General features: G+C 46.9%; 20 protein-coding genes. 5 read left to right on the top strand and 15 right to left on the bottom strand.

Translation table 11 applies throughout. The features are described 5' to 3' along the window. Window positions 1-122 precede the first annotated feature (122 nt). Complete coding sequence (gene mtaB / locus BLCOC_RS05790; RefSeq protein WP_018596060.1) at window positions 123-1,427, bottom strand: tRNA (N(6)-L-threonylcarbamoyladenosine(37)-C(2))-methylthiotransferase MtaB; 1,305 nt, start codon at window positions 1,425-1,427, stop codon at window positions 123-125. Window positions 1,428-1,591: 164 nt separating this feature from the next. Between mtaB and BLCOC_RS05785 the strand changes: the two genes are divergently transcribed. Continuing rightward, on the top strand, window positions 1,592-1,828 hold the full coding sequence (locus BLCOC_RS05785; protein ID WP_018596059.1) for an HPr family phosphocarrier protein: 237 nt from the start codon (window positions 1,592-1,594) through the stop codon (window positions 1,826-1,828). A gap of 116 nt (window positions 1,829-1,944) precedes the next feature. Here the strand turns inward: BLCOC_RS05785 and thiI are convergent, their stop codons facing one another. The 10 genes from thiI to BLCOC_RS05735 form a co-directional block, all read right to left on the bottom strand. After that, window positions 1,945-3,123 (bottom strand): tRNA uracil 4-sulfurtransferase ThiI, encoded by a 1,179-nt coding sequence (thiI, locus tag BLCOC_RS05780; RefSeq protein ID WP_029470225.1) that lies wholly within the window; start codon window positions 3,121-3,123, stop codon window positions 1,945-1,947. 19 nt (window positions 3,124-3,142) lie between these two features. Beyond that, window positions 3,143-4,297 (bottom strand): cysteine desulfurase family protein, encoded by a 1,155-nt coding sequence (locus BLCOC_RS05775; protein WP_115624692.1) that lies wholly within the window; start codon window positions 4,295-4,297, stop codon window positions 3,143-3,145. Between the two features lies 1 nt (window position 4,298). After that, window positions 4,299-5,036 carry a 16S rRNA (uracil(1498)-N(3))-methyltransferase gene (locus BLCOC_RS05770; RefSeq protein ID WP_018596055.1) on the bottom strand — a complete coding sequence of 246 codons (738 nt, stop codon included), beginning with the start codon at window positions 5,034-5,036 and terminating at the stop codon, window positions 4,299-4,301. Window positions 5,037-5,048: 12 nt separating this feature from the next. After that, window positions 5,049-6,002, bottom strand: coding sequence for a 50S ribosomal protein L11 methyltransferase (prmA, locus tag BLCOC_RS05765; RefSeq protein ID WP_115624691.1), 954 nt, complete (start codon window positions 6,000-6,002; stop codon window positions 5,049-5,051). Window positions 6,003-6,055: 53 nt separating this feature from the next. Further along, window positions 6,056-6,985 carry an AEC family transporter gene (locus tag BLCOC_RS05760; RefSeq protein WP_131918283.1) on the bottom strand — a complete coding sequence of 310 codons (930 nt, stop codon included), beginning with the start codon at window positions 6,983-6,985 and terminating at the stop codon, window positions 6,056-6,058. A gap of 374 nt (window positions 6,986-7,359) precedes the next feature. Further along, window positions 7,360-8,616, bottom strand: a complete 1,257-nt coding sequence (locus BLCOC_RS05755) for an MFS transporter (protein WP_115624689.1) — start codon at window positions 8,614-8,616, stop codon at window positions 7,360-7,362. Between the two features lie 16 nt (window positions 8,617-8,632). Continuing rightward, the gene (locus BLCOC_RS05750) at window positions 8,633-10,711 is read right to left on the bottom strand and encodes a glycoside hydrolase family 36 protein (protein WP_115624688.1); all 2,079 of its coding nucleotides are present in this window, start codon (window positions 10,709-10,711) and stop codon (window positions 8,633-8,635) included. 89 nt (window positions 10,712-10,800) lie between these two features. After that, on the bottom strand, window positions 10,801-11,628 hold the full coding sequence (locus tag BLCOC_RS05745) for a carbohydrate ABC transporter permease (protein WP_115624687.1): 828 nt from the start codon (window positions 11,626-11,628) through the stop codon (window positions 10,801-10,803). A gap of 12 nt (window positions 11,629-11,640) precedes the next feature. After that, window positions 11,641-12,528: a carbohydrate ABC transporter permease gene (locus tag BLCOC_RS05740; RefSeq protein ID WP_044911609.1), complete on the bottom strand. Its 888-nt coding sequence runs from the start codon at window positions 12,526-12,528 to the stop codon at window positions 11,641-11,643. A gap of 68 nt (window positions 12,529-12,596) precedes the next feature. Continuing rightward, on the bottom strand, window positions 12,597-13,892 hold the full coding sequence (locus BLCOC_RS05735; RefSeq protein WP_115624686.1) for an ABC transporter substrate-binding protein: 1,296 nt from the start codon (window positions 13,890-13,892) through the stop codon (window positions 12,597-12,599). A 260-nt stretch (window positions 13,893-14,152) separates the two neighbouring features. Between BLCOC_RS05735 and BLCOC_RS05730 the strand changes: the two genes are divergently transcribed. Next, window positions 14,153-14,995, top strand: a complete 843-nt coding sequence (locus tag BLCOC_RS05730; protein WP_115624685.1) for an AraC family transcriptional regulator — start codon at window positions 14,153-14,155, stop codon at window positions 14,993-14,995. A 154-nt stretch (window positions 14,996-15,149) separates the two neighbouring features. On the opposite strand, the gene BLCOC_RS05725 is transcribed toward BLCOC_RS05730, so the two are convergent. From BLCOC_RS05725 to BLCOC_RS05710, 4 genes are all read right to left on the bottom strand, one after another. Next, on the bottom strand, window positions 15,150-16,505 hold the full coding sequence (locus BLCOC_RS05725; RefSeq protein ID WP_029470234.1) for an APC family permease: 1,356 nt from the start codon (window positions 16,503-16,505) through the stop codon (window positions 15,150-15,152). A 174-nt stretch (window positions 16,506-16,679) separates the two neighbouring features. Next, window positions 16,680-18,641, bottom strand: coding sequence for an oxidoreductase (locus BLCOC_RS05720; RefSeq protein WP_115624684.1), 1,962 nt, complete (start codon window positions 18,639-18,641; stop codon window positions 16,680-16,682). Window positions 18,642-19,142: 501 nt separating this feature from the next. Next, the gene (locus BLCOC_RS05715) at window positions 19,143-20,159 is read right to left on the bottom strand and encodes a GntR family transcriptional regulator (protein WP_115624683.1); all 1,017 of its coding nucleotides are present in this window, start codon (window positions 20,157-20,159) and stop codon (window positions 19,143-19,145) included. Then, window positions 20,156-21,154, bottom strand: coding sequence for a GntR family transcriptional regulator (locus tag BLCOC_RS05710; RefSeq protein ID WP_018595153.1), 999 nt, complete (start codon window positions 21,152-21,154; stop codon window positions 20,156-20,158). Before BLCOC_RS05710 ends, BLCOC_RS05715 begins: the two co-directional genes overlap by 4 nt. Before the next feature lie 216 nt (window positions 21,155-21,370). On the opposite strand from BLCOC_RS05710, the gene BLCOC_RS05705 reads away from it, so the two are divergent. The 3 genes from BLCOC_RS05705 to BLCOC_RS05695 are packed head-to-tail and all read left to right on the top strand — an operon-like array spanning window position 21,371 to window position 25,385. Beyond that, window positions 21,371-23,098, top strand: coding sequence for an ABC transporter ATP-binding protein (locus tag BLCOC_RS05705; protein WP_115624682.1), 1,728 nt, complete (start codon window positions 21,371-21,373; stop codon window positions 23,096-23,098). Next, window positions 23,098-24,951 (top strand): ABC transporter ATP-binding protein, encoded by a 1,854-nt coding sequence (locus BLCOC_RS05700; RefSeq protein ID WP_115624681.1) that lies wholly within the window; start codon window positions 23,098-23,100, stop codon window positions 24,949-24,951. Before BLCOC_RS05705 ends, BLCOC_RS05700 begins: the two co-directional genes overlap by 1 nt. A gap of 5 nt (window positions 24,952-24,956) precedes the next feature. Continuing rightward, window positions 24,957-25,385: a MarR family winged helix-turn-helix transcriptional regulator gene (locus BLCOC_RS05695; RefSeq protein WP_165907161.1), complete on the top strand. Its 429-nt coding sequence runs from the start codon at window positions 24,957-24,959 to the stop codon at window positions 25,383-25,385. Window positions 25,386-25,465: the final 80 nt, after the last annotated feature.

Genomic DNA, 25,465 nt, shown 5'->3' with positions numbered 1-25,465 from the left:
AGCCTGCCGCTTGTCAATAAGCTATGGGCCATTTGGCAAAACAGCCAATGAGCACTCCAACCGCCGGATAGTTCTCTAAACCATAACCTTATTCTAATATATCTTGGAGGGAAATTCAACCATTATATTGCGCAAATAAAAACGCCATCTTCGACAAATCCAGCAATTTTGCCAATTTTTAAGCAATTCTCCAGATTTTCTTCTGTCTCTGCCGCCACTTTTAAATACTCTCTGGTATGGCCTATCCAGTATGTTTTTCCCTGGATTTCGGCCTTTTCCTCAAAAAGGATCTCCACTTCTCTGCCAAGATAATATTCCATAAATTTCTGTTTCCGGCGTTTTCCCAGGTCTATGAGGATATGGCTTCTGACAGCTTTTTCCTGTTCCGGTATCTGTCCTTCCATGCGGTCTGCCCGGGTGCCCTTCCTTCTAGAATATTTGAAGATATGGGTCTCGTAAAATCCCACGCTTTCTATCATAGCTCTGGATGCCTCAAACTCCTCCTCTGACTCCTGTGGAAATCCCACGATCACATCCGTGGTGAGAGCCGGATGTTCAAAATATTTCCGCAGAAGTGCACAGCCGTCCAGATATTCCTGTGCAGAGTATCTTCTGTTCATGCGTTTTAAGGTGGCGTCACAGCCGCTCTGCAGAGACAGATGGAAATGAGGACATATTTTAGATAAGCTGCTTATAGTTTTGACAAATTCTTCCGTAATAATACGGGGTTCCAGAGATCCGAGGCGAATTCTTTTCACTCCCTCTATCTCATGGACAGCCAGGATCAGCTCAAGAAGCGAATCCCCACAGTCCACACCATAGGAGCTGAGATGGATACCTGTCAGAACAAATTCCTGATATCCGTTCTTTACCAGCCGTTTTACCTCTTCTACGACCTCTTCTCTTCTGCGGCTCCTCACCCGTCCCCTCACATAAGGGATAATACAGTAACTGCAGAACTGGTTGCATCCATCCTGTACCTTCAGATAGGCCCTAGTGTGCTCCCCAGTGGAGGAAAGCTGCAGATTCTCGTATTCCACCTGTTCTTTTAAATCTATCAGCTCTTTATCCTGGCCCTTTTCCCTGTCGTACTGCTCCAGTACAGCCAGCAGATCCTGCTTTTTATTATTTCCCAGCACAATATCAATGGCCTCGTCAATCTGTACCTCATCTTTTTTTGCCTGTACATAACAGCCTGCTGCCACCACTATGGCATCCGGGTTCATCTTTTTTGCCTTGTGCAGCATCTGTCTTGATTTGCGGTCGGCTATATTTGTAACAGTACAGGTATTGATGATATATATGTCTGCTCCGGGCGCAAAAGGCACAATTTCATACCCTGCCTGTTCCAGCATCTGCTGCATAGCCTCTATCTCGTATGCGTTGACTTTACAGCCCAGATTGTGCAATGCTACTTTCTTTTTCATTCTAATCCTCTTTATCATGATAATTCGTTAAGCGTTTTGACGAATAGTCGTCGGATTCTTTGTATTTTATTTCTCCCTTTTTTATATTGACTTTTTTTGCCATTAACGGTAACATAAGTCTTGTAAGAAGCAAAAAACGGAATAGGTAAGGGAGGATTTTTCCAATGAAAACAGTAAAAATTTCACTGAATTCTATCGACAAAGTAAAATCATTCGTGAATGAAATTACAAAATTTGATTATGATTTTGATTTAGTATCCGGAAGATACGTTATCGACGCTAAGTCCATCATGGGTATCTTCAGCTTAGATTTATCAAAAGCTATTGACTTGAACATCCATGCAGCTGATGGCGCTTTAGATGACATCTTAACTGTGTTAAAACCATATTTAGTAGACTAATCGAGATTCATTCCGACAAAGCAACAACCGGGACTGCCTGCTGGCAGTCCTTTTTTTCATTTCACAGAACAGCCTTTGCTCTTGCTGCTATGAAACCGAAAGGCTGAATCGTATCTTTACTCACAGATGATCGTCTCCGCTGTACTCACAGCTTCCTCCATCATCTCTTCTATCTTCTCCTGAAGCTTTTCCTCTGAGCGTTTGATCACTTTCAGGCTTGGTTTTGTAACAGGATGTTTTGCCACAAAAATGGTGCAGCAGTCCTCATAGGGAAGAATAGATGTCTCATATGTGTTGATCTTCAGCGCTACATCCACGATCTCCTGCTTGTCAAAGCCGATGACCGGACGGAATACAGGCATGGTGCACACCTCATTTGTGGCTGCAAGACTCTGCATGGTCTGGCTTGCCACCTGGCCGATGCTCTCCCCTGTGATCAGGCCCAGGCAACCATCCTTCTCTGCAAATGCCTCCGCTATCTTCATCATATAGCGGCGCATAATGATGGTCAGCTCCTCATGTGGGCATTTTTCATAAATATATAGCTGGATATCCGTGAAATTGACCACATGCAGATGGATGGGACCGCTGTAGCGTGCCACCAGTTTTGCCAGATCCACAACCTTTTGTTTTGCACGCTCGCTGGTGTACGGCGGCGCGTGGAAATATACAGCGTCAATCTTCACACCGCGCTTTGCGATCATATATCCTGCCACTGGGCTGTCTATGCCGCCGGACAGAAGAAGCATGGCTTTTCCTCCGGTTCCCACAGGCATTCCTCCGGGTCCTGGGATCACCTGGGAGTACAGATATATCTTATCCCTGATCTCCAAATGGATAAATACATCCGGCTTGTGCACATCCACTTTCATATTGGGGCACGCATCCAGAACCGCTCCGCCCAGCTCTGCGTTCAGCTCCATAGAATTCATGGGATAGCTCTTCTTGGTCCTTCTCACATCCATCTTAAATGTCATTTCTCTGCTGCCGTATACTTCTTTTACATAGGAGACAACAGCCTTTGCAAGCTCATCATATCCCTCATCCTGCAGCACAACAGCGGGACAGATACCATAGATGCCGAACACACGCTTCAGCGCCTCCACAGTCTCCTCATAATCAAATTCGCTGCGGGCAAATACATAGATCCTGCCTCTTTCTTTCACCACATCAAAGGACCCGTCCACATCTTTCAGCACACGGCGGATCTGATCCACCAGAGCGTCCTCAAAGATGTACCGGTTCTTTCCTTTGATGGCTATCTCTGCATATTTTATCAAAAATGCTTTATACATATCTTATTCCTTTCCTTTATCAATGCCTTGCATACCTGCGAAGCACAGGCAGTACAGTTCTGATCTCCTCCAGCGTATAGTCAAGCTCCTCTTTTGTGGTGAACTCGCTGAGGCTGAAGCGTATGGCTGACTCTCTGCGTTCCTTGTCCGCGGATATGGCGGTCATAGTGGCACTTGCAGCCCGCTTGTGGCTGGAACAGGCACTTCCCGCTGACACATAGATGCCCTTTTCCTCCAGAGTATGCAGAAGCACTTCACTCCTCACACCCAGGAAACTGGCATTTACAATATGGGGCGCCCCGTTCTCAGGCGCAGGCCCATTGATGACCACCTGTTCCATGGCAGACAGGTTTTCTGCCAGGTATCCTTTAAGCTCTCTCAGTTTTTTTATTTTTTCCTCATGGTTTTCATACACCATGCGTGCCGCAGTTCCCAGTCCCGCGATTCCCGGCACATTATCTGTACCGGAGCGCATGCCCTTTTGCTGGCCGCCGCCCAGAATAAGGGGCTGGATCTTCACCTTTTCACTGACGTACAAAAATCCCACTCCCTTTGGCCCATGGATCTTATGGCTGCTCACAGAGAGCAGATCGATCCCCGCGCGTTTGGGATAGATCCTGTACTTTCCATAGCCCTGTATGGCATCCACATGGTACACGGTCTTTGGATTCTTCTCGTGTACCAGCTTTGCCGCGGCCTCCACAGGCACCACAGCTCCCACCTCGTTATTCACATACATGGTGGATACCAGGATCGTATCCGGCCGCATCGCAGCCTCCAGTTCTTCCATGGAGAGATTCCCTTTCTCATCCACAGGGATCACGGTCAGCTCATACCCCTGTTCCTTCAGCCAGTTAAGAGGCGCCGAAACCGCTGCATGCTCAAATGAGGTGGTAATGATATGCTTACCCTGGCGGCAGTTGGCAAGCGCTGTGCCCACCAAAGCCCAGTTGTCTGATTCGGTTCCTCCTGAAGTAAAGAAAATCTCTTTTTCCTGTACCTTCAGGGTTTTGGCAATGGCTGCTGCTGCTTCCTTCACATACTTTTCTGCCTCCACGCCCTTTAAGTGCATAGCCGACGGGTTGCCGTAATCCTCTGTCATGGTCTTCACCACAATATCCTTTACCTCATCAAAACATTTTGTGGTGGCTGAGTTGTCCAGATACGCTTCCATTTTATTCCTCCAATGCAAACATGAGGACAGAGAGGACTGTAAGCCCTGCTGTCTCTGTCCGCAGAATTCTTTTTCCCAGTGTGATGGCCTTTGCTCCCATTTCCACAGCCATCCGCACCTCTTCCTCGTCAAATCCGCCCTCCGGTCCGATGAAAATGCCGATGGACTGACCCGGTTCTATCTGAGCGATCAGTTCTTTGGTCTCCTTCATGCCTTTTGCCAATTCGTAGGGCAAAAGCACCACATCCAGCTTCTTGGCCTGCTCAATGGCCTGGCAAAAGCGCATGACAGGCTTTACCTCCGGCACATACATACGCTTTGACTGCTTCGCCGCGCTCTCCGCAATGGCCTGCCAGCGGCGGATCTTGTTCTCTTCTTTTTTTCCTTCCAGCTTTACCACAGCGCGCCTGGTGGCCACGGGAATGACCTGATGCACACCAAGCTCCACAGCTTTCTGGATGATCAGCTCCATCTTATCACCTTTTGGAAGACCCTGAAACAGATAAATCCTGGAAGACAGCTCATAGCCGGCCTCCTGCACATACATAACATGCGCCAGGACCTCCTCTGCTCCCATCTCCTCAATATAACAGGCATACTCCAGATCATTGCCGGAGCTTATGAGGATTTCCTCACCGGTCTTCATGCGGAGCACATTTTTTATATGGTTTACATCACTGCCCAGAATGCGGATGGTGTGTTCTTCCACCTGGGAAGGCTCTACGAAAAAACGGTACATGGATAACGCTCCTTAATTCTTTCTGGCAGTCACAGATACCCACTCGCCCTGGTATGTCACCTCCAGGACTTCAAGGCCTGCTTCCTTCACTGCCTTTACCACAGTTTCTTCCTTATCATCTATAATTCCTGACGTGATATAAATGCCGCCCTTTTTCATCTGGTTCAGAATGACCGGAGTAAGGGGAACCAGCACGTCAGCCAGAATGTTGGCAACGACAATATCGTACTTTTCATATCCCACTTTATCCTGGATGGCCTTGTCATCAATAATGTTTCCGATCATCATGTCAAAGCTCTCAGTAGGAATGTTATTTACTTCCTTATTTTCTTCCACAGCCGGGACTGCGCAGGGGTCCAGGTCTGTTCCCACAGCATGTTTTGCTCCCAGCTTCAAGGCCACAATGGAAAGGATCCCGCTCCCGGTTCCCACATCTAAAAGTTCTGTCTCAGGTGTCACATATTTCTTGAGCTGACGGATACAGAGCTGTGTGGTTTCATGCATACCTGTGCCAAATGCGGTACCCGGATCAATGTGGATGATCATGCGGTCCTTATCTTCCTCTTTTACCTCTTCCCAGGAAGGGATGATCAGAATATCGTCCACATAGAACTGTTTGAAATACTGTTTCCAGTTATTGATCCAGTCCTTGTCCTCTGTCTGGGAGGTGGTTATGGTACCCTCACCGATGTCCACAAAATTACGAAGCTCTGAAAGCTCATCCTTCACCTTTTGAAGCATTTCCTCCACATTCTCATCCTCATCCAGATAAAAATTCAGATATGCCACGCCGTCATCCTCCGGCATGTCCGGCAGGATGTCCACAAACATCTGTTTTTTATCCTCCTCAGTCAGCGGCTGTTTATCCTCTATCTCCGCCCCCTGAATGCCGATGTCAGCCAGTGTGGATATAATGATATCCTCCACGTCGGTTCTTGTTTTCAGTGTGAATTTATTCCATTTCATATATTATATTCTCCTTTCCGGCTGCGTTTGCAGTCAGTGAAACAGTCGCCTGTCTACACAAATAAAAACACCAGGGAAATCGTGGCCGCCGAGAGCACGGTCGACAAAATGATCCCCTCGGAAATGGTGGTTGTTTCTTTCCCATACTGTTCCGCCATCATCATGGGCATATTAGCCACAGGCAGAGACATCATCAGCACAACGGAAGCCCTCATAATATAATCCGGCAGAAACGGTTTTAACAGCAGGGCCAGGGCTATGGGCACTGCAATAAAACGGACAGCAGTAAAAAGCAGAAGCCTTTTATTTTTAAACACACTGCCCAGGTTCATTCCCACCAGAGACATTCCTATCACCAGCAGGGATAAAAGGGTGCAGGCATTGCCGCAGTAGTTCACCAGTGACTGCAGATCTGCCGGGATTTTTATATTGAACCAATAGATAATGAATGCAAGGATGCAGGCTATAAATCCCGGGCTGAAGATATCAGTCCAGGACTGCTCCACCCCATCCACGCCTTTTTTCACAAGCATGATTCCAAAGGTGAAGATCACCACATTGAACAGAAAGTTAAAGACGATCACATACACCATGGATTTCGGCCCCAGCACAGCAGATGCCACCGGCAGTCCGATAAATCCAAGATTGCCGAACACGGTCATCAGAATATATGCCTCTCTCTGGGAAAAAGGCACCCGCAGGATTTTTGTCAGGGCAAATCCCAAAATTATGAGAAAAGCAAAGCAGAGAACACCGATCAGGGCAACCAGGCCTACGTTTTTCCTGGATATGGAGGTCAGGTCGCTGAACATGCTGGAAATGATCAAAGCAGGGGAGCAGAGGTTCAATACCAGGGCTGACATGTCCTTTGATGCAGCGGAAGATATGATGCGTCTCTTGTGCAGGAAAAAACCCGCCATGATCAACGCGAATATTATTATCATCTGCTTCATCACTACAAGACCGCTCATTTTCTTATTCACTCTCCGCTTTTGTATTCAATATTCCTATTATATATAAAAAATTTACGGATTGCAATGATAAAAGGGGGCGATTTTAAGAATCATGGAGAGGGGGACGGAAACAGGGCCGGAAGGGGCGGGGCGGTCTATTTGCAGCCGCTCGACGTTTCAGAACCTGTGAACTAACCAATAACTGCGACTAAGACGGTCACCAGAGGGTTCCCGCCTAAGTCTCCGTAATTGGTGGATTTCACAGAACCTTCCACTTAACCTCGCTGCTGCAAATAGACCGCCCCGCCCCTTCCGGCCCTGTTTCCTGGTTTTCTATGGCGGAAAATATTTTTTAAAAAAATAAATGAGCTGCCACATACCAGTGCGGCAGCTCTTCAAATTATTTATTTTCTTTCGGCTGTTCCTATGGCCTTTCTGCACAGAAGAACAGTAAAGAACTGGAATACAGTGAGAAGGAGCAGGCTTGCCAGTTGTGCCTGTAATGCACCGTGGAAAATGGTGTTGATCACAGCAAAAGCGAAAAGCCCCACACATCTTCCCACTACCACAAACACCTCGTGAAATGCCAGTAATTCCGGTGTGTACTGCTCAGCTTCCGGTACACTTTGGGACATGTCAAAAAAGGTGGTATAGCAGGATATCTCTATCATTCCCGCGAAAAAAGCGTTGATGACAGCAAACGCCACCACCATTACCGGGCTGACGGCCCAGAGGCTTAGCAGAGAAACGCCGGTCAGTACGCAGATGGCGCCTACCATGTATTTCTGCCTGTTGTCAGGCCGTATAAAATGGCTCATAAACCAGAAACACAGAATAGAAGCCGCTCCGCTCAAAAAAGAATTGCAACCGATCAGAAACTCGTTCTTCACCAGTTGGTAAAGGATCATGTTGAGGATAAACATAAAAGTTCCCTCACGGACACCTTTCATGGTCTCCCCCAGCAGGCCATAGAGTATCTGACGTTTTTGACAGATCAGCCGCAAAAATTTCAGGTAATGTACTCCGGGCTTTTCCCGATGCCGGGTTTCATTTGGCAGACGGAAAACTGCCAGCAGTGTTGCGAAGGCTACCATAAAGGCTGCAATAAAAATAGCCACATAGCCCTTTACTCCTCCGATCAGAGAAATCAGGCTTCCTGAAAAAAGGGGAATCAGCAGATTGACCGCAGCGCTGAAAATACTGATGATCCCCATTCCGCTGTCTCTGTTCCAGGTCTCTGTACAGGACAGGATCATCCTTCCATAGCTTATGTAATAAAATCCGTCTGCCATGCCGTTAGCAAGCCCAAACAGCATGTAATACTGTCCCACCTGATCCTGAAAAAGGATATAGCAAAGATACAGAAGGTTATATCCCAGAATACCGATCGCTGCCGTTACCTTGCTCTGTGTCCAGTGCATGATCTGGGCAGATAAGAGCATCATGACCGCGCAGGCCGCAAAAATCGCGCCATTGTAAAACAGAGTGGAATTGATGCTCCCTGTCTGGTTCATCAGCAAAGTATTGATAAAAATTCCGGGGATCCTGGTGAATACCAGGAACAGTGTATGTACCAGAAGGAACTGGTAGTAATGGTGCCCCAGAGCAGTTCCTCCCAACACATATTTGATCTTTCTTTTTATGCTGTGTTCTCTTTTCACTACATAAGTGCCTCACTTAGCCAATGCGGCTAAAAGCAAATAATCTTGCTGTTTTGGGTTCCAATTTGATACGAAGACACTCTGTATCTGCTTCATATTTGTGATCTGTTTTCATATCCACGGGATACATACACCTCACATCTTTTATCTGACAGCCCTTCTTATGAAGGGGGATACAAAACTCTTTTTCCCCTTCTCCCTTGGTTCTCCATACAGCCAGATAGCACCTGTCCTGGCACTGCATTCCATAGCTCAGGTATTCGTCTGAAAAGGATGCAAGCCCTGTGGGCCAGAAGGGAAGGCCTTCTTTGATATCTTCCCGTATCTCTTTATAGCAGCGAATCCCATCCGTCACCCGGCGCATCCTGCCCTCTCCTATCTGTCCCAGGTACCCACTCTGGTGGATGCGCAGGAGCATGGCATTTACCATGTTGAAGACCGCCTCCTCCTCTGTTCCCTGGATGAGCGGATAAGACCAGATCGCTGCCTGTTCCGGCGCACAAGCTGTAGCGCAGTTTGCTGCAATGGCTGCCATCTTGATATAATCTGTCTGATCCGTGACAGACTGGATACTCTGCCGGGAAAGCATGGAATACTCCATCCGCATGCCTCCGCTGCTGCAGTTTTCGATGATCAGGTCAGGATAGGTTTCAAACACCCTGTCAAGCCAGGCCAGGTAAGCACGGTTGTGTTCCAGCAGTCCCGCACCGGCGCTGTCCGCATCCCGGTCTGTACCCACACCGCAGTCTATGTTATAGTCCATCTTGATATAGCCTACCCCATATTCCTCCACAAGACGTCTGATCACGCCCATAGCGTACTCCTGCACCTGGGGATTTCTAAAATCAAGCTGATATCTGCAATGATCAATAACAGCCTGCCCGTTTCTCTGGAAAAACCAGTCCTTTGGCACCTTATCCACCATAGGACACTTTGTTCCCATGACTTCCAGCTCCAGCCACAGGCCGGGTATCATATCACGGCTTCTGATATATTGAATGACCTCTTCGATTCCTCCCGGAAACCTCTTTTTGCTGGGGAGCCACTCTCCCACGCCATCCCACCAATGGCCGTCAGAATACCACCCGCAGTCCACACAGAAATACTCACATCCCGCCTCTTTGGCGGCGTCGATCAGCGGTTTTAACACATCCGTTGTTGGATCGCCCATCAGACAATTCATATAGTCATTAAAAATAACCGGAAGTGTTTCATTATCCTTATTCTGCCTTCTGATCCTTCTTCTGTACTGTGTCATGGCACCTATACTATCCTGGAATTCTCCTTCCGTCACTGCAACGGCACAGGGTACAGAGGCAAAGCTTTCCCCTGGATGCAGGTTTATCATCCAGCCGTTCTCCTGGAAGGTTGGTCCTGAAATCTGGAGATACAACTGTTCCCGGATATCGCTGATCTCCCAGTGCCAGGAGCCGCTTGTCTCTATCTCCCATGTCATGGATGTGTCTGTTTCTGTGTTGTAATAACAGCCCATCGGCTGGAATTCGTCACATCCCCAGCTTCCTGTCTTGCTGTAGGAAATGCGCTTCATTGAAAAGGTATTCACAACGTCATAGCCCAGTTCATTCAGCGTATATTTTTTCCATTGTGCCTCCCCAAACCAGGTATTATGGGGAACATAGATCCATGCATTTTTATCTCTGGGCTGTTCACACCCAACTGAAAGACCCGTAAAGGCAAAGGAGGACAGATATTCCACCGAATATGTTTTCTCTCCTTGGTTCTTCAGCTCGTTCCAGCATCTCACAACAGGAATGCCCCTGTAGAACTGCATATGTGTGATCAGTTTTAATCCCTCATAGTCCTGCTGTATCTCCAGTTTTCTTCCGTATTCATTCTCATGATCCGTATGCGTCTCATATTTCATAAGCAGGGACGGGCTGCTGCCCGTATGTTTATTTCCGTGATGGTCACACTGGTCAAATCCGCTGGCCTGCATCTCCGCCAGAGTATAGACATGCAGGTCCTCCTGCGCAATGGCCTCCTTCTGCGGACAGCGGGAAAAATGAGTGAAGGCTGCCGCCTTTCCTTTTTCCAGTACCAAATTCATATAAATGCCGTTTTCAGCAATCTGCATTGTTGTTTTCTCCTTTTATCTGTAAATTATTGGGGCCAAAGCCCCAGGCGGAAAATCATCTGGATTTCCCCCTGTGATCCTGCCATATATCAGCCCTTGATCCCCGTCTGGGCAATCCCTTCGATAAACTGCTTCTGGCATAAAATGTAGATGACAAGCATAGGCACTGTGGCAATGACACTGCCCGCCATCATAGCCCCCTTATTGGTGTGGCACACGCCCTGTAGAACACTCAGGCCTGCGGAAAGGGGCATGTGATTCAGATCATTGTTGGCGATCAGAGGCCACATCAGGTCTTTCCAGGCAAACAGGGCTGTAAAAATAGCCAGGGAGGCAATGGTCGATTTCGTGATGGGGACCATGATCTTTATAAAGGTCTGCCACGGATTGCAGCCATCCAAGATAGCGGCTTCTTCCAGTTCCTTGGGAAGTGACATGTACTGCTGCCTGAGCAGGAAAGTTCCGAACGCACTGACCAAAGCCGGAAACACCAGGGCAAACACGGTATTCAGCATATTGATCTTGGACAGCATCATATACTGGGGAACAATGAAGATCTGTCCCGGCACCATCATCTGCAGCAGCACGATCCCAAACAAAAGGTTCTTAAAAGGAAACTGCATCCTGGCAAACCCATAACCGGCCATACTGGAAAAAATCACTGCGCACAGCACACGGCCTGCTATCATAAGCAGCGTATTGCCGTACAGCCGCAGAAACGGCACTGCGTCCAGAGCCTGCCGGAAGTTCTCAGTATTTTTAAAACTGGACGGTAAGATCTGCATGGGTATCATCATCTGTTCCCCCACTGTTTTAAAGGAGGACAAAACCATCCAGAAGAATGGAAAAAGCATAATGATACTGCCTGCTATCAAAATAACATGTGTCCCTACATGTATTTTTTTCTTTCTCTGCATACTTTTTTCCTCCTAATCGTAATGCACCATTTTTTTCTGGGCCGCGAACTGTACTGCCGTAAATATCATGATCACACAGAGAGCGATAATAGAGATTGCGGAAGCATAGGGCTTATCCTGTACCACAAACGCCTCCCTGTAATACTGAAACATGATTGTCCGTACAGAGTCCATAGCTTTTGATGTATTGTTCCCGTACAGCATGTAAATAAGATCGAACTGAGTCAGGGAACCGATAAATCCTGTTATTGTCAGGAAAAATACACTGGGTGAAATAAGCGGCACGGTTATCTTAAAAAGCTTTACAAAGCCATTGGCCCCGTCAATGGCCGCCGCCTCATAATATGTTTTCGGCACATTGGTAATAGCCACGATCAAAATAATGATCTGCTGTCCCATCCCGCCCCAAATGGCAATAATGACAATGGACAGCATGGCATACTTGGGATCATTGAGCCAGGAGTGGGTTTGGAATCCCAAATTACCCAGAAGCTGGTTCAAAGCTCCAAACTCCGTATTGTAAAGCCAGGACCAGACCATGGCTACTGCCGCGGGAGCTGCCACCATAGGTGTAAAATAGATCACCCGGTACACACTGGTCCCTCTGATTTTTTTACTCATGAGCCATGCCAGCAGCAGACTGATAAATATCCCTCCCGGAACAGACAACGCCGAGAATACCAAGGTATTTCTGAGACCGATCCACACTTCCCTGTCCTGGAATACCCGGACATAATTCTGAAGCCCGGCGAATATATATTCATCAAAGCCTGTACTCTGGGAAAAGCTGAGGATCATTGTCTTGATAATGGGATAGATATTCAGGACCAGCAGGCCGATGATCGTGGGCGCGATAAAGAAATACCCCCAGAGCCATTTCTTTACTTTTCTTTTTTTCATCTCTTCACCTTTCATATAGAACGGAGCTGCCCAGCACCCCCGGCCGACGGCAGCCCCGTTATCAGAGTCTATTTTTCTTTTGCAAGTATCTCATTCATTTCTTTGGACGCGTCTGTGAACCCCTCCGCGGGAGAGATCTCTCCATTTAAGATTTTTGCCACATAGTCGTTCATCACTGCCTCCCACTGGGATTTTGACTCTGTACCTACAAACTGCACACCATAATCAAGGCCTTCCAAAATAACTTTTGTATCGTATTCCGCTTCATGTGCCTTGCTCCAATCTTCTTCCACACCGTCAAATGCCGGGATGGCAGGACCGTTTACGGCATCCTTCATTCCCTGTTCACTGCTGGCATATGCCACGAATTTCTTAGCCGCATCCATATTCTTGCAGTTCTTTGGTATGGACAGAGCGATTCCGTTACTCTGAGTCGCTTTCACGCCTTCCGGTCCGGCCGGGAGCGGTGCAATGGCGAACTTGTCTTTCATGATCTCATTGTCCGTATAATTGTTCAACTGCCAGTTTCCCTGGAACTGCATGGCTACGGTTCCCGTTGCAAACATGCTGATATAGTCCACTTCCGCCTGCATTTCCTGGGATGGAGAATACTGCTGCAGCTTTACGAAAAAGTCCATGGCTTCAATGGATTTGGGATCATCCAGACCTGACACATTGTTTGCCTCGTCAATGATGCTTCCACCGTTCTGATAGAGTAAATTTCCCCAGCTCTCCTGACTGTTATTGTACGCGTTAAATCCATATATCCCTTTTTCTTTGTCTGTGAGCTTCTGTGCAGCTTCCTCTAAGTCAGCCCAGGTCCATGAATCATCCGGATATGCCACCCCCGCATTGTCAAAAATCTCTTTATTATACACCAGAATCACGCAGTCCTTATCTTTCGGAACACCGTAGTGCTTATCCTCCATTGTGAAAAGCTTGGTGATGCCCTCCGGATAGTTGTCATAACTGAATGTATCATCTATCTCTGCCAGATCATCAAGCTGCTCCAGCTTATCCCCATTCACATATTTAGCAATGGTATTGGTATGCATGGTTACAATATCCGCCATGTTTCCGCTGGTGGCGGCTGCCTCCAGTTTTGTCCAGTATTCACCCCAGGGAGTGGTCTGGATTTCCACTTTGATGTCCGGATATACCTTGTTGAACCCGTCAACAGTAGCCTGGATAGAGTCCTTCTGGTTTTCATTCCACGTTACATAGGTGAGTGTCACGCCGCCTTTACTGCCCTCTGTTTTCTCTTTTTCTCCTCCCCCTGCATCGCTGCTGCCTGTACCGCATGCGCACAGAGAACCTGCCATAAGTGCTGCTAATAAGAAACTGCCATACTTTTTATTTTTCATGATTCTTCTCCTGTTCCTTTGTTTTGATTTTTTGTTTTTCTGATACCTGCTGTGCACACACGGTATATTATGTATTTCCTGCTGCTTATGTATGGAATTATAATATTGTAGCCTCACTTTTTACTACCTTTAAAAATTGCATATTGACAAATGTGATAAGCTATTATCTATGACATACTTTTGCTTTCTCAAATGATATATTTAAACAAAAGAGCTTTCGTTAATTTGTATATTTTTATATAAAAGGAGAGGATAAGAATATGAAACATGAATATAAAATCCTAGATCCTGCAAATATTCTTTTGCCGGAAGAGATATTTTACCTCAATCTGACCCACCATCATATGGAATATCATGTACATGCCCCAGGGTCCATCGAATTAAATTACATTGTAGACGGAGAATGTTTCTATGACATTGACGGCGAAATTTTCCCTGTCAAAAAAAGAAGTCTGATCCTGGTGAATGGACATATTCCCCACAAGCTCATCTGTACATCTCCCTGTATAAACATGAGTATCAACTGTTATCAGCATACGCTTTCGCCCAATCTGGGTACACTGCATGACCTGACCACAGCTTATCCGGCGCTGGCCTCTATTTTTGACAGCCTAAAAACCGGCGTTATCCTTCCCAATGCCAAGAATATATATCCGCTGATGCAGATCATCTTCAATGAATTCGGACATGGCAAGGACCCTTATTATATGAATCTGATGCTCAACAATGTGCTTATCCTCATACAGAAGCAGATGTCCACCACGGAACCCACACCGGCACAGACTTATGTGGAAAAGGTGAAGAATTATATCCATTACCATTATTTTAGCATAAAGGATATTGACGAAATTGCAGACTTTGCAGCATTAAACAAGGTCTATCTGCAGAAAATTTTTAAACGAGAAACCGGCACAACACTCTGGAATTATCTCACCCAGTTCCGCCTGGATAAAGCGGCTTATCTGCTGTGTAATTCTGACATCCCCATAGGAGATATTGATGAAATGATAGGAATAAATTCAAGACAGAATTTTTATCTCCTGTTCAAGAAAATATATGGCATGTCGCCCTCCGAATACAAACAGATCCACAAAAAATCTTAAGGTGTATTTGAATGGCAGGTTCTAATGCTGCGCATCATCTTCTGATTCTCCTAAATTTATGCGGATATAAAAAGCAGAGACATAATCCTTTAAAAAGATTATGCCTCTGCTCTATATTACTAAAATAATGTTTTACACACTCAGACTAAGGCGCCTATGCCTCCTCGTAGCTGACTTCCATATGAACCTTTCCGGATTTTTTCCGAAGAATTGCATATGCAAGGCCAAATACCAGTACCACAACATTTGCGATAAATTCCCATGGCTTCAGATCACTGAACAGAAGTGTTGTCTGCAGGATCAGAGAGATGCCGCCCACAACAGCCCAGAACATCAACATGCCATTGCTGACATGGAATTTTGATTTATTCCACACATCGGGAATCTTCTTGACCATATTGTAAGAAGTAAATGCCAGTATTGCAAAGAATACGTTGTTCAGAATAACTGCCATGTTGCCGATCGTAGAGATCGGAACATTGAACAGGATAACGATCACACATTCCACATAGAACATAGTCAGAATGACTGTAGGTGTCTTATATTTTTTATGGATAGTCGCAACTTTAGGCGGGAACCAACCGTCAACCGCTGCCTGCAGGATTGGCTTTGTAACCCAGCCAAGGGCAGAGTTCAGGGTTGTGGAAAGTGCGAACATGGCACCGCCGACGATAAAGAATACATGCAGCGGATACGGAAGCACTTCCGCGGATACCAGTGTCAAAGGCTGATTGGCAACTTCCGCTACCGGAAGAACGCCAGACGCAACCACTACCAGACCCGCATAGAAAACAGCGATAATACAGGTAGCCACTATGATGACAAAGGGGATATCCTTGGTGGGATTCTTACATTCCGCACCCAGATGGATAACAACATTTGCTCCTCCTACGGCCCAGGTAAACAGAGCACCTGCGGACAGCATGGATTTTACGCCGTGAGTCATAAACTCGGGTTGTTCAAAATAAGTGGGTGTTACATGGGGCAGACCAAATACGATAAATGCTGTCAGTGCCAGAACCATGATCAGCATCATTGCATTCTGCAGTTTGGCCGCTCCCTCAATCCCCATCAGGTTTGTAATATAGAAGACAGTCAGTACAATGAGAGCTATGAGCTGCCGTACAAAACCATTGGATGCCAGCGCCGGGATCAGACCCAGCATATAATCCGCAAAGCTCAAAGCATACATAGCCAGCGCTGTCCAGGACAGGATATGAACGATAACGAAGAATCCTGCGCTGACATCATTTCCCAAAAGTGCAAGCTGTGTATAGAAACCGCCTCTCAGACGAACCGTACCTGCTACAAATATCAATGGAATATTGGTGAAAATTGTAAATATGGCTGCGATCAGCATGGAAACACTGGCTGACCTTCCTGTCATGGCAATACCGATACCTACCATGGCAAAAATACCAGAACCGATCGTCTGACCGATACCAATGGACAGCAGTTCTTTTCTGCCTAAAACCCTCTTTAGTTCTTTGGTTGATGCAACTTCAGACATATATTCCCTCCTCTTTTATACAATGCTTTTTACACATTACTATTTCAAATAGACATAACTGCACTTTGATAAATCAAAAAGCGTACAGACTCCCCTGTGTACCGCCCATCCGGGAGAGCTTTACGCTCCCCGGGGGCAGTGCATTAGAAAAGAGGTTATGTCTATGTCCTGCCGTTATGCGTTTTTCCCTGCAAAATATCCGCCGCTTACTGCCTGCAGGATCTTGCCCGGCTTGATACAGTCGCCCACGGTGATAAACTCGGCATCGTTTGTGCGAAGCTTCTCCACCTCGTCGATCTTTGATCTCATGCCCACTGACAACAATACGGTGTCAGCCGGATAGATCACTTCTTTGCCGTCTTTGTCCTTTGCATGTACTCCGTCGTCCTCAATAGAGGTAACTGTAACTTCCGTATACGGATGTAAATTCTCTGTACGTTTCTCATATTCCAGCATCATGGCTTTCAGATGCAGAACCGGTGCGTCGGGAGCCAGTTTCTCCTGCATTTCCAGAACCGTTACATCTTTTCCTTCCATAGCCAGGGCCAGGCCTTCTTCACATCCCACAAGACCGCCGCCGATCACCACTACCTTTTCTCCAAACTTCAGATCCGGATCACGGAGCTGGGTTACTTTTACCACATTATCTCTGTCAACTCCCGGTATCCTGGGGATAACAGGCTCTGCACCCACTGCACATACTACAGTGTCCGGTGCGATTTCCTGGATCAGTTCCGGTGTAGCTGTGGTATTCAAGCGTACCTGGATCGCTTTTCTCTCCACCATACGGATCAGATACTGCAGATATCTGCCAAGGTCCTCCTTGAAGGATACATCGTGAACAGCCACATTCAGCATACCGCCGAGACGATCCGCTTTTTCGATGAGGATGACTTCATGTCCCTGCTCCTCAGCTTTTAATGCTGCCTGCATACCGCCCGGGCCTCCGCCTATGACTAATACTTTCTTAGGCTGTGGTTTCGGCTGATACATGCCCTCTTTTAAGTCGCGTCCCACTTCCGGATTCACCACACACTGGGAAATGCCGGAACACATATCTACATAGGGAACGAAATCCAGTGACAGGCAGTGATTACATCTCACACAGGGACGAACCTCGTCAAAACGTCCTGCTTTTGCCTTGTTGGGGAATTCCGGATCTGCCAGGATCTGACGTCCCACATAGATAACGTCTGCCTTGCCGGATGCGATGATGTCTTCCATCTCTGCCGGGTCTGACAGGGAACCTACGGTTGCGATCGGTGTCTTTACATGCTTCTTGATGGCTTCTGCCAAATAAACATTGACGCCATGGGGCAGGAATGCTGACGGGAACATACGGCATCCGGAGTTTACATCACGGAAGGAGGTGGCTGATACATGGATCAGATCCACTTTGCCGTCCAGCATCTTGGCAAACTCAATAGCGTCATCAAGGCCGTAACCGCCTTCCATGAACTCATCACCTGAGATACGGATCTCAATGGGGAAGTTTGGCCCAACAGCTTTACGGATACGGTCAATGACCATAAGCGGGAATCTGGCACGGTTCTCAATGGAACCGCCGTATTTGTCTGTTCTTGTATTATACAGCGGTGATAAGAATTCGCTGAGCAGCCATCCGTGGCCGCCGTGAACCATGACCATATCAAATCCGCCGAATTTGGCTACATAAGCACCGTGTGCAAAGGCATCCGCAATCTCGTTCATAATGTCTTCGTCCATAGGTGTTACATCCACACCGTATACACCGGGCTGTGCGCTGGGTCCATAGATGATGCCGTTGGTATACTGAGGATGGGCACGGGCACCGCTATGTAAAATTTCGATATTGGCCAGTGCATTGTGCTGATGGATCCTGTCTGTGAGCTGCAGATGTGACGGCATAAATCCCTCATTGTCCAGATTACAGAGATTGCCGTGAGCGCTTCCCGTGTGGGCATGGACCAAGGTCTCGCCTCTTGTGACAATGGCAGCGCCGCCTTTTGCGCGGTTCTCAAATGCTGCAAGGTTCTGTTCGGATAAAAATCCCGATGTGTTAGGTTCTGATCCCATAGGAGCAGTTGCAATACGGTTTTTCAGAGTTACGTTTCCGATACGTAACGGGCTGAATAAATGTGGATAGTTAGTTGACATAATAGCACCTCGTTTCTTTTTAATTGGTATATATCAATTGTTGTAATACCGTGTCAACCTTTCTGATTGGCTTATATTGATACTAGCATAAACCCTGCGTATAATCAATATCATTTTATATTTTCAGCATTAAAGTAAATTTTATTATATATTTTTTGTGTATTTTTCACATACAATCACATTACTGCCTATAAATCAATATATTCCAATCCATAAATTAATATATTCCAATTCCCCATTGTCAAATCGAGCTATACCAGTTTTGCATTTGATGACCTTCACTGTTTACAACATGTATATTCTATAATCCGGAAAAAAGAAGACCTGTCCTGAGATTCAATAAGATTTATAAAGAATTTGTATGACGCATATTATCGTTTTGATGTTGCCTGTATAGATAAAGAACGAAAAGGATGTGCACTGATATCCGTTGCACATCCCCTCTCTGTTCCGTCTCTGTTTTATTTTAAATATTTAAATAGAATTTCCGTAACTATTTCATCAGACCTGCCCAATTCCCTCTGACGCGGCAGCCTCATCCAGCCATCTTTTAAAAACCAGCCCCCGCAAATGGTACAAAGACCCCTGATCTGCATATTGATGAAAAAGAAAGCTGCAGATTCCCTTTTTTTCACACAGAAGTTGTATTTCTCTTATAAGTCCGTCTTTGTAGGAGGGGTTCTGCGGCAGGATGACCGCCTGATACCGGCTGGTATTCCGCTCCAGTTCATGTATGGTGTTCTTGACCGGAATATATGCATAAGGGCTGACAACGCCAAATTCTTTCAGGAAACATTCCACACTGAAACGGTACCATTCACCTCCGTATATGACGGCAATGGGCTTTTCTCCCCGGAGTTTTGCAATGTTGCTGATAGTCTCATTGGATACGGACAGAACCACCTTCTCCACAGGTATTCTGTCTCCGCCTTCTACCACATGCTTCACAGTTGCCCACACCTCATCGTGATGATTGATCGTGGTAGCGAACAGATCATATTTTTCCCGGTTTAATATACTCGGGTCTTCTCTGATCTCATCTATGAGGAAGGAATCTGCATGGACATTACAGAAGGCCGCGATTTCCTCGGCTGTATCCTGCAGGATTTCCTCACTGCAGTCTATCCAGGCAAGCTTCAGACGCTGGCTGTCAGGGACATGTCTCCAGGCACTCTCCATAAACATCCGCTCTATCTCTTTCTGCCCCTTGCCCATGGATGCCAGCTTTTCTATGGCTTCATGGATCACTTTGCATACTTTTCTGTCTATATCTGCCCTGCGGCTGGTGTCCACATAGGTTCCGCTGCCTTTTTTGGTAGCTGCATAGCCTTCCCGGCACAGCTCTTCATATGCCTGCTTCACTGTGTTGCGGGCCACGTGCAGATCTTCACTGAGTCTGCGCTCCGGCATGAGCCGCTCTCCTTCTTTCAAAGCGCCGCTCTCAATCTCTGCGATCAGCTTCTGTGCGATCTGAAGATATACAGGTACCTTTCCGCTTTCTTCTAATGTCCAGTTCATATTTCTCCATTCCCCTTCTGTCTGTCCATCTTAGTGACCACCTCCACCATGTGCATCCAGGACCCCTGGTCAATCTCATATTCCATGGGAATGATCCTGCATTTACTTTTTCTTGCCCTGGCTACCACCTGCAGCGTCCACGCGCTTGCATATTCTATGTAATCAGGCGGAATGATCAATGGCATTCCCTGTCTGCAGCAGTTGTCAATGGCCTCACTCATCTCTTCCTCACTGGAGCAGATCTGTTCATTCATCTTCCCCAGAAAATGCAGAGTCCTCTTGATATTCTTCAAAAATGCAGCACTCCTGTACAATATGCAGACAGGCTGCTCCTCAGGAATGGTGGCCAGCCTTGCGATCGTCTCTCTGCTCTCCACAAGCGCAAAGGTCTCAGTTGGAATACCCAGGGCATCTGCATACCCAATAAACTCCTTATAATGGCTCTGTGAGATAAATGCCAGATCACAGCGGGAACTGATCACCCGGTTTCCGGTAAGCAGATCCGACAACACATATGTTTCCACCGTCAGATTAGGGATGGATTCCACTACCGGAGCAATGGAATGCAAGGTCTCAACATTGCACTCCACCAGCGCCGCACAGATTTTCTGTTTTTCCTGGAAACGGCTGACCAGTTCCTGCTGTGCCAGAAGAAACAGCCTGTTCATGGGCATACCACTTTCTGACACTTTTGAAAACATCTCCTCCACAATTTCAGAAGGACTTTTCTCTTTCCCCTGTACGTTCCCGGATTTCTTCTCCTGTACATAGGCTCCCCCGCCGCGGATTTTCTGTACAACGCCCCTGTCCTGCAGCCAGGCATACGCTTTCTTTACAGTTCCCACTGACAATCCTGACTCATTTGCCATTTTGATTTCCGATAAAAGACGTTCCCCCGGAACCAGAATGCCGTCTGCTGCCTGCTGTTCTATCTGCCGGGCGAGCTGGAGATACAGCGGCGCTTCACCGTTTTTATCTATCTCAATTTTTTCCATCTCAACAACCTTATACTTCCTTTTATCTTTGTTCCATTTGTTGATAACTGTTCCATATTCTCACAGTAACGAACAAAATCCATATCGCTTTATCCATTGTACCATATCCCTTCCGGTAAAAAAAGAGGTACTGCCCACGGTAAGCTTTCTCTTGACATAAATGTGTAACAGGGCATACAATTGTTGCATATACAATAATTGGAGGTGCAATCATTAATGCTGAGACGTTTGTTTTCCTATATGCATCAGTACAAGAAGTTCGCAGTCCTTGCCATTTTCTGTGTTGCGGCGGAATCTGTTTTTGAATTGATCGTCCCCCTCATCATGGCGGATTTAGTGGATGTGGGAGTGGCAGCGGGTGATAAGGATTATATCTACATGAAAGGCCTGCAGATGATCATCTGCGCTGCCATAGCCCTGGTTCTGGGAATCGGAAGTGCCCGGTTTTCAGCCCTTGCGGGACAGGGACTGGGGGCAGAGCTTCGGAAGGCGGAATATGAAAAACTGCAGGGATATTCCTTTGCCAACATAGATCATTTCCGGGTATCCTCACTGGTCACCCGCCTCACCAGCGATGTGACCAATATTCAGAATTCCGTCTCCACAGGGCTGCGTCCTTTCTGCAGAGGGCCTGTAATGCTTGTGGCAGCCACGGGAGTGGCATTTTCTATCAACAAAAGCCTGGCCATGGTCTTCCTGGTTGCTCTGCCTGTATTGGGAATCCTGCTGTTCCTGATCATTTCCCATGTAAGACCTTTGTACACGAAAATGCAGGGTGCCGTAGACACGGTGAACCGGATCATTCAGGAAAATCTTATTGCTATCCGGGTCGTAAAAGCCTGTGTGAGAGAGGACTATGAAATTTCAAAATTTGAAGCCGGGAATGAAAATCTAAAGGCACAGTCCGAACACGCTTTCCGGTTAGCTGCCCTGAATATGCCGGCAATGCAGTTTGTCATGTACGGAACCATTTTAAGCATCCTTTGGTTTGGAGGGGGATTGATCAAAGGCGGCCAGATGCAGGTTGGCGAGCTGACCGGCTTTCTTAGCTATGTACTTCAGATCCTCAATTCCCTGATGATGATATCCAATGTATTTCTGATGCTCACACGTTCTATGGCATCCGGGACACGTATTTTAGAGGTCATTGATGAAAAAATTGATATTACAGATGATAGTGCCCGGGATATCCAGGTCAAAAGAGGAGAGATTGAATTCCAGCACGTATGGTTTAAGTACAAGAAAGAGGCAAAAGAATATGTGCTCTCTGACATTTCCCTCCACATAAAGCCCGGACAGACGGTTGGCATCATAGGGCAGACCGGAGCCGCCAAAACCACTCTGGTCCAGCTTATCCCCAGACTGTATGATGTGGAAAAAGGGGTTGTCAAGATAGACGGTATTCCGGTTCAGGAATACCCGCTAAAGCACCTGCGCGATGCTGTGGCTGTGGTCTTACAGAAAAACACCCTGTTCTCCGGCACACTCCTCTCCAATTTAAAATGGGGGAAGGAAGACGCCTCCATGGAGGATGTAAAGGAGGTCTGCCGGATCGCCTGCGTAGACGAATTTGTGGAACGGCTTTCGGATGGGTATGAGACAGAGATGGGACAGGGAGGCGTAAATGTTTCCGGCGGACAGAAACAAAGGATCTGCATAGCCCGGGCATTGCTGAAAAAGCCCAGAGTATTGATCCTGGATGATTCAACCAGTGCGGTGGACACTGCCACCGAAGGGATCATCCGACAGCGGATGCAGGAATTTCTTCCTGATATGACCAGGATCATCATTGCCCAGAGAATAACCTCTGTAAAACACGCTGACCAAATCATTCTTCTGGATGACGGCCGTATCAGCGATACGGGAACCCACGGGGAACTTTTACAGCGAAGCGAGATTTACAGACAGATATATGAATCCCAAAAGGAAGGAGCGGATCTGTAATGGCAAAATTTGTAGGATATAAAAGGCCCAAAAACACCAGGAAAACATTGCTGAACCTCTTTCGTTATCTGGGAAAGCATAAATGGATGTTTCTCCTGGTCGCCCTCCTGGTACTGATCAGCACCGGCGCAAATATCATGGGAACCTATTTACTGAAGCCGGTCATCAACCAATTTATTCTGCCCGGCAATACTTCGGGCCTTCTAAAAGCAGTGGCAGCCATGGGCGCCATGTATGGATGCGGGGCACTGGCCACTCTGGGTTATAACCAGTTGATGATAAAATCCGCGCAAAAGGTGATAAAGGAGATCAGGGCCGATCTCTTTGCCCACGTCCAAAAACTGCCTCTTCGGTATTATGATGCCCATACCCACGGTGAGCTGATGAGCCGCTTTACTAACGATGTGGATACGGTCCAGGAGGCCATGAACAATAGCTTTGCCATGATAATCCAAAGCTTTATGATGCTTACGGGTACGGTTGTCATGATGATGGTACTTAGCGTGAGGCTTTCCATGATCGTGGTATTTTTCCTTTTTCTCATGTTTGTGTTTATCAAATTTAACGGAAGTAAAAGTAAGAAGTATTTCCAGAGACAGCAGGCTGAGATCGGAAGGATCAATGGATTTGTGGAGGAGATGATGGCAGGACAGAAAGTGGAAAAAGTATTTAACCATGAGGAAAAGGACTTCCAGACTTTCTGTGAAATGAACGAATCACTGAGAAAGGAATCCTCAAACGCCCTGACTTTTGCCGGTCTGATGGTACCCACCATTGTAAGCCTGTCCTATGTAAACTATGCTGTTTCTGCCTGTGTGGGCGGTCTTTTCACCGTATTCGGCATGCTGGACATCGGAAGCCTGGCCTCGTATCTGGTCTATGTAAGGCAGAGCGCCATGCCCTTAAACCAGTTTACACAACAGGTGAATTTCTTATTGTCAGCGCTGTCCGGCGCAGAACGTATCTTTGATATGATGGAGGAGCCCCCGGAAATCGACGAGGGAGAGGTCACACTCTGTAATGTGGAGACAGATCACGACACACTGAAAGAATGCAGCCAGCATACCGGACAATTCGCCTGGAAGGTTCCAGGAGAGGCGGGTGCTCATCTGGTTTTGCTGAAGGGAGATGTCAAGTTTAAAGATGTCATATTCGGATATGACCAGGAAAAGATCATTCTGAACAACATCTCCCTGTATGCAAAGCCGGGACAGAAAATCGCCTTTGTAGGCTCCACCGGTGCAGGAAAAACAACCATCATTAATCTTATCAACCGTTTCTATGAAATTCAGTCAGGCGTGATCACCTATGACGGGATTGATATCAAGAGGATCAGGAAGGACGATCTGAGGCGTTCCCTTGCAATGGTCATCCAGGATACCCATTTATTCACGGGAACCATAGCAGAGAACATCCGGTACGGAAATCTGGAAGCAGACAACAGTGAAATCCATGAGGCGGCTGTGATCGCCAACGCGGACTCCTTCATCAGAAGACTCCCCGAAGGATATGACACTATGCTGTACAGTGACGGAAGCAATCTGTCCCAGGGACAGCGGCAGCTTCTGGCCATTGCCAGAGCCGCCATAGCCAAGCCTCCTGTATTGATCCTGGATGAAGCCACCAGTTCCATTGACACCCGTACAGAACGGCTCATAGAAAAGGGGATGGATGCCATTATGGAAGGCAGGACCGTATTTGTCATAGCACACAGGCTGTCCACAGTGCGTAATGCCAAAGCCATTCTGGTGCTGGAAAAGGGGGAGATCATTGAGCGGGGCAGTCATGATGAGCTGTTGGAGCAAAAAGGACGCTATTATCAATTGTATACAGGACAATTTGAATTGGAGTGATGAAAATGGAAAAGAGTAAGATCAGAGAAATCCTGCACAGCCTGGACATGGAGCGCAGAAAAATAATAAGGCCAAAGTTCCAGGAGCTGGGCCTGACCGTAGGCGAAGGGCAGGCAAAGATCCTGAAATGCCTTCTGGAGCAGGGAAGCATGACACAGCGTGAGCTTGCTGACAAATGTATGCTGGATGTGACAACAATGTCCAGAACCTTGGACAAATTGCAGGGGGCAGGTTATCTGCTCAGAACAGCCAACCCCTCCTGCAGAAGATCCTTTCTTATCTGTATTACAAAAAAAGGGGAAGAAAAGGCTGCCTGCGTGCAGAAAATATTTTCCGCTCTGGACGAACAGATCTGTCAGGGAATATCAGAGAACGAACTGGAAGCGCTTTATGATACTTTGCAGAAGATCATGAACAATTTTAAAAGTGAATGAGGATGCCATGAGTCATGGGCACATATCTGAAATTTGAATGTAACTGCCATGAGTCATCGGCGCACTCCAAAAGAAGGCAC

The organism is Blautia coccoides (assembly GCF_034355335.1).
Classification (GTDB): Bacteria; Bacillota; Clostridia; order Lachnospirales; family Lachnospiraceae; genus Blautia; species Blautia producta.
The sequence above is the reverse complement of the archived record's forward strand: the minus strand, read 5'-3'. Positions and strand labels throughout refer to the sequence as shown.

What these genes read in the sequence shown, in the direction of transcription:
- mtaB (WP_018596060.1), bottom strand. Translation starts at nt 1,427, where the DNA reads ATGAAAAAGAAAGTAGCATTGCACAATCTGGGCTGTAAAGTCAACGCA.
- BLCOC_RS05785 (WP_018596059.1), top strand. Translation starts at nt 1,592, where the DNA reads ATGAAAACAGTAAAAATTTCACTGAATTCTATCGACAAAGTAAAATCA.
- thiI (WP_029470225.1), bottom strand. Translation starts at nt 3,123, where the DNA reads ATGTATAAAGCATTTTTGATAAAATATGCAGAGATAGCCATCAAAGGA.
- BLCOC_RS05775 (WP_115624692.1), bottom strand. Translation starts at nt 4,297, where the DNA reads ATGGAAGCGTATCTGGACAACTCAGCCACCACAAAATGTTTTGATGAG.
- BLCOC_RS05770 (WP_018596055.1), bottom strand. Translation starts at nt 5,036, where the DNA reads ATGTACCGTTTTTTCGTAGAGCCTTCCCAGGTGGAAGAACACACCATC.
- prmA (WP_115624691.1), bottom strand. Translation starts at nt 6,002, where the DNA reads ATGAAATGGAATAAATTCACACTGAAAACAAGAACCGACGTGGAGGAT.
- BLCOC_RS05750 (WP_115624688.1), bottom strand. Translation starts at nt 10,711, where the DNA reads ATGCAGATTGCTGAAAACGGCATTTATATGAATTTGGTACTGGAAAAA.
- BLCOC_RS05745 (WP_115624687.1), bottom strand. Translation starts at nt 11,628, where the DNA reads ATGCAGAGAAAGAAAAAAATACATGTAGGGACACATGTTATTTTGATA.
- BLCOC_RS05740 (WP_044911609.1), bottom strand. Translation starts at nt 12,528, where the DNA reads ATGAAAAAAAGAAAAGTAAAGAAATGGCTCTGGGGGTATTTCTTTATC.
- BLCOC_RS05735 (WP_115624686.1), bottom strand. Translation starts at nt 13,892, where the DNA reads ATGAAAAATAAAAAGTATGGCAGTTTCTTATTAGCAGCACTTATGGCA.
- BLCOC_RS05730 (WP_115624685.1), top strand. Translation starts at nt 14,153, where the DNA reads ATGAAACATGAATATAAAATCCTAGATCCTGCAAATATTCTTTTGCCG.
- BLCOC_RS05725 (WP_029470234.1), bottom strand. Translation starts at nt 16,505, where the DNA reads ATGTCTGAAGTTGCATCAACCAAAGAACTAAAGAGGGTTTTAGGCAGA.
- BLCOC_RS05720 (WP_115624684.1), bottom strand. Translation starts at nt 18,641, where the DNA reads ATGTCAACTAACTATCCACATTTATTCAGCCCGTTACGTATCGGAAAC.
- BLCOC_RS05715 (WP_115624683.1), bottom strand. Translation starts at nt 20,159, where the DNA reads ATGAACTGGACATTAGAAGAAAGCGGAAAGGTACCTGTATATCTTCAG.
- BLCOC_RS05710 (WP_018595153.1), bottom strand. Translation starts at nt 21,154, where the DNA reads ATGGAAAAAATTGAGATAGATAAAAACGGTGAAGCGCCGCTGTATCTC.
- BLCOC_RS05705 (WP_115624682.1), top strand. Translation starts at nt 21,371, where the DNA reads ATGCTGAGACGTTTGTTTTCCTATATGCATCAGTACAAGAAGTTCGCA.
- BLCOC_RS05700 (WP_115624681.1), top strand. Translation starts at nt 23,098, where the DNA reads ATGGCAAAATTTGTAGGATATAAAAGGCCCAAAAACACCAGGAAAACA.
- BLCOC_RS05695 (WP_165907161.1), top strand. Translation starts at nt 24,957, where the DNA reads ATGGAAAAGAGTAAGATCAGAGAAATCCTGCACAGCCTGGACATGGAG.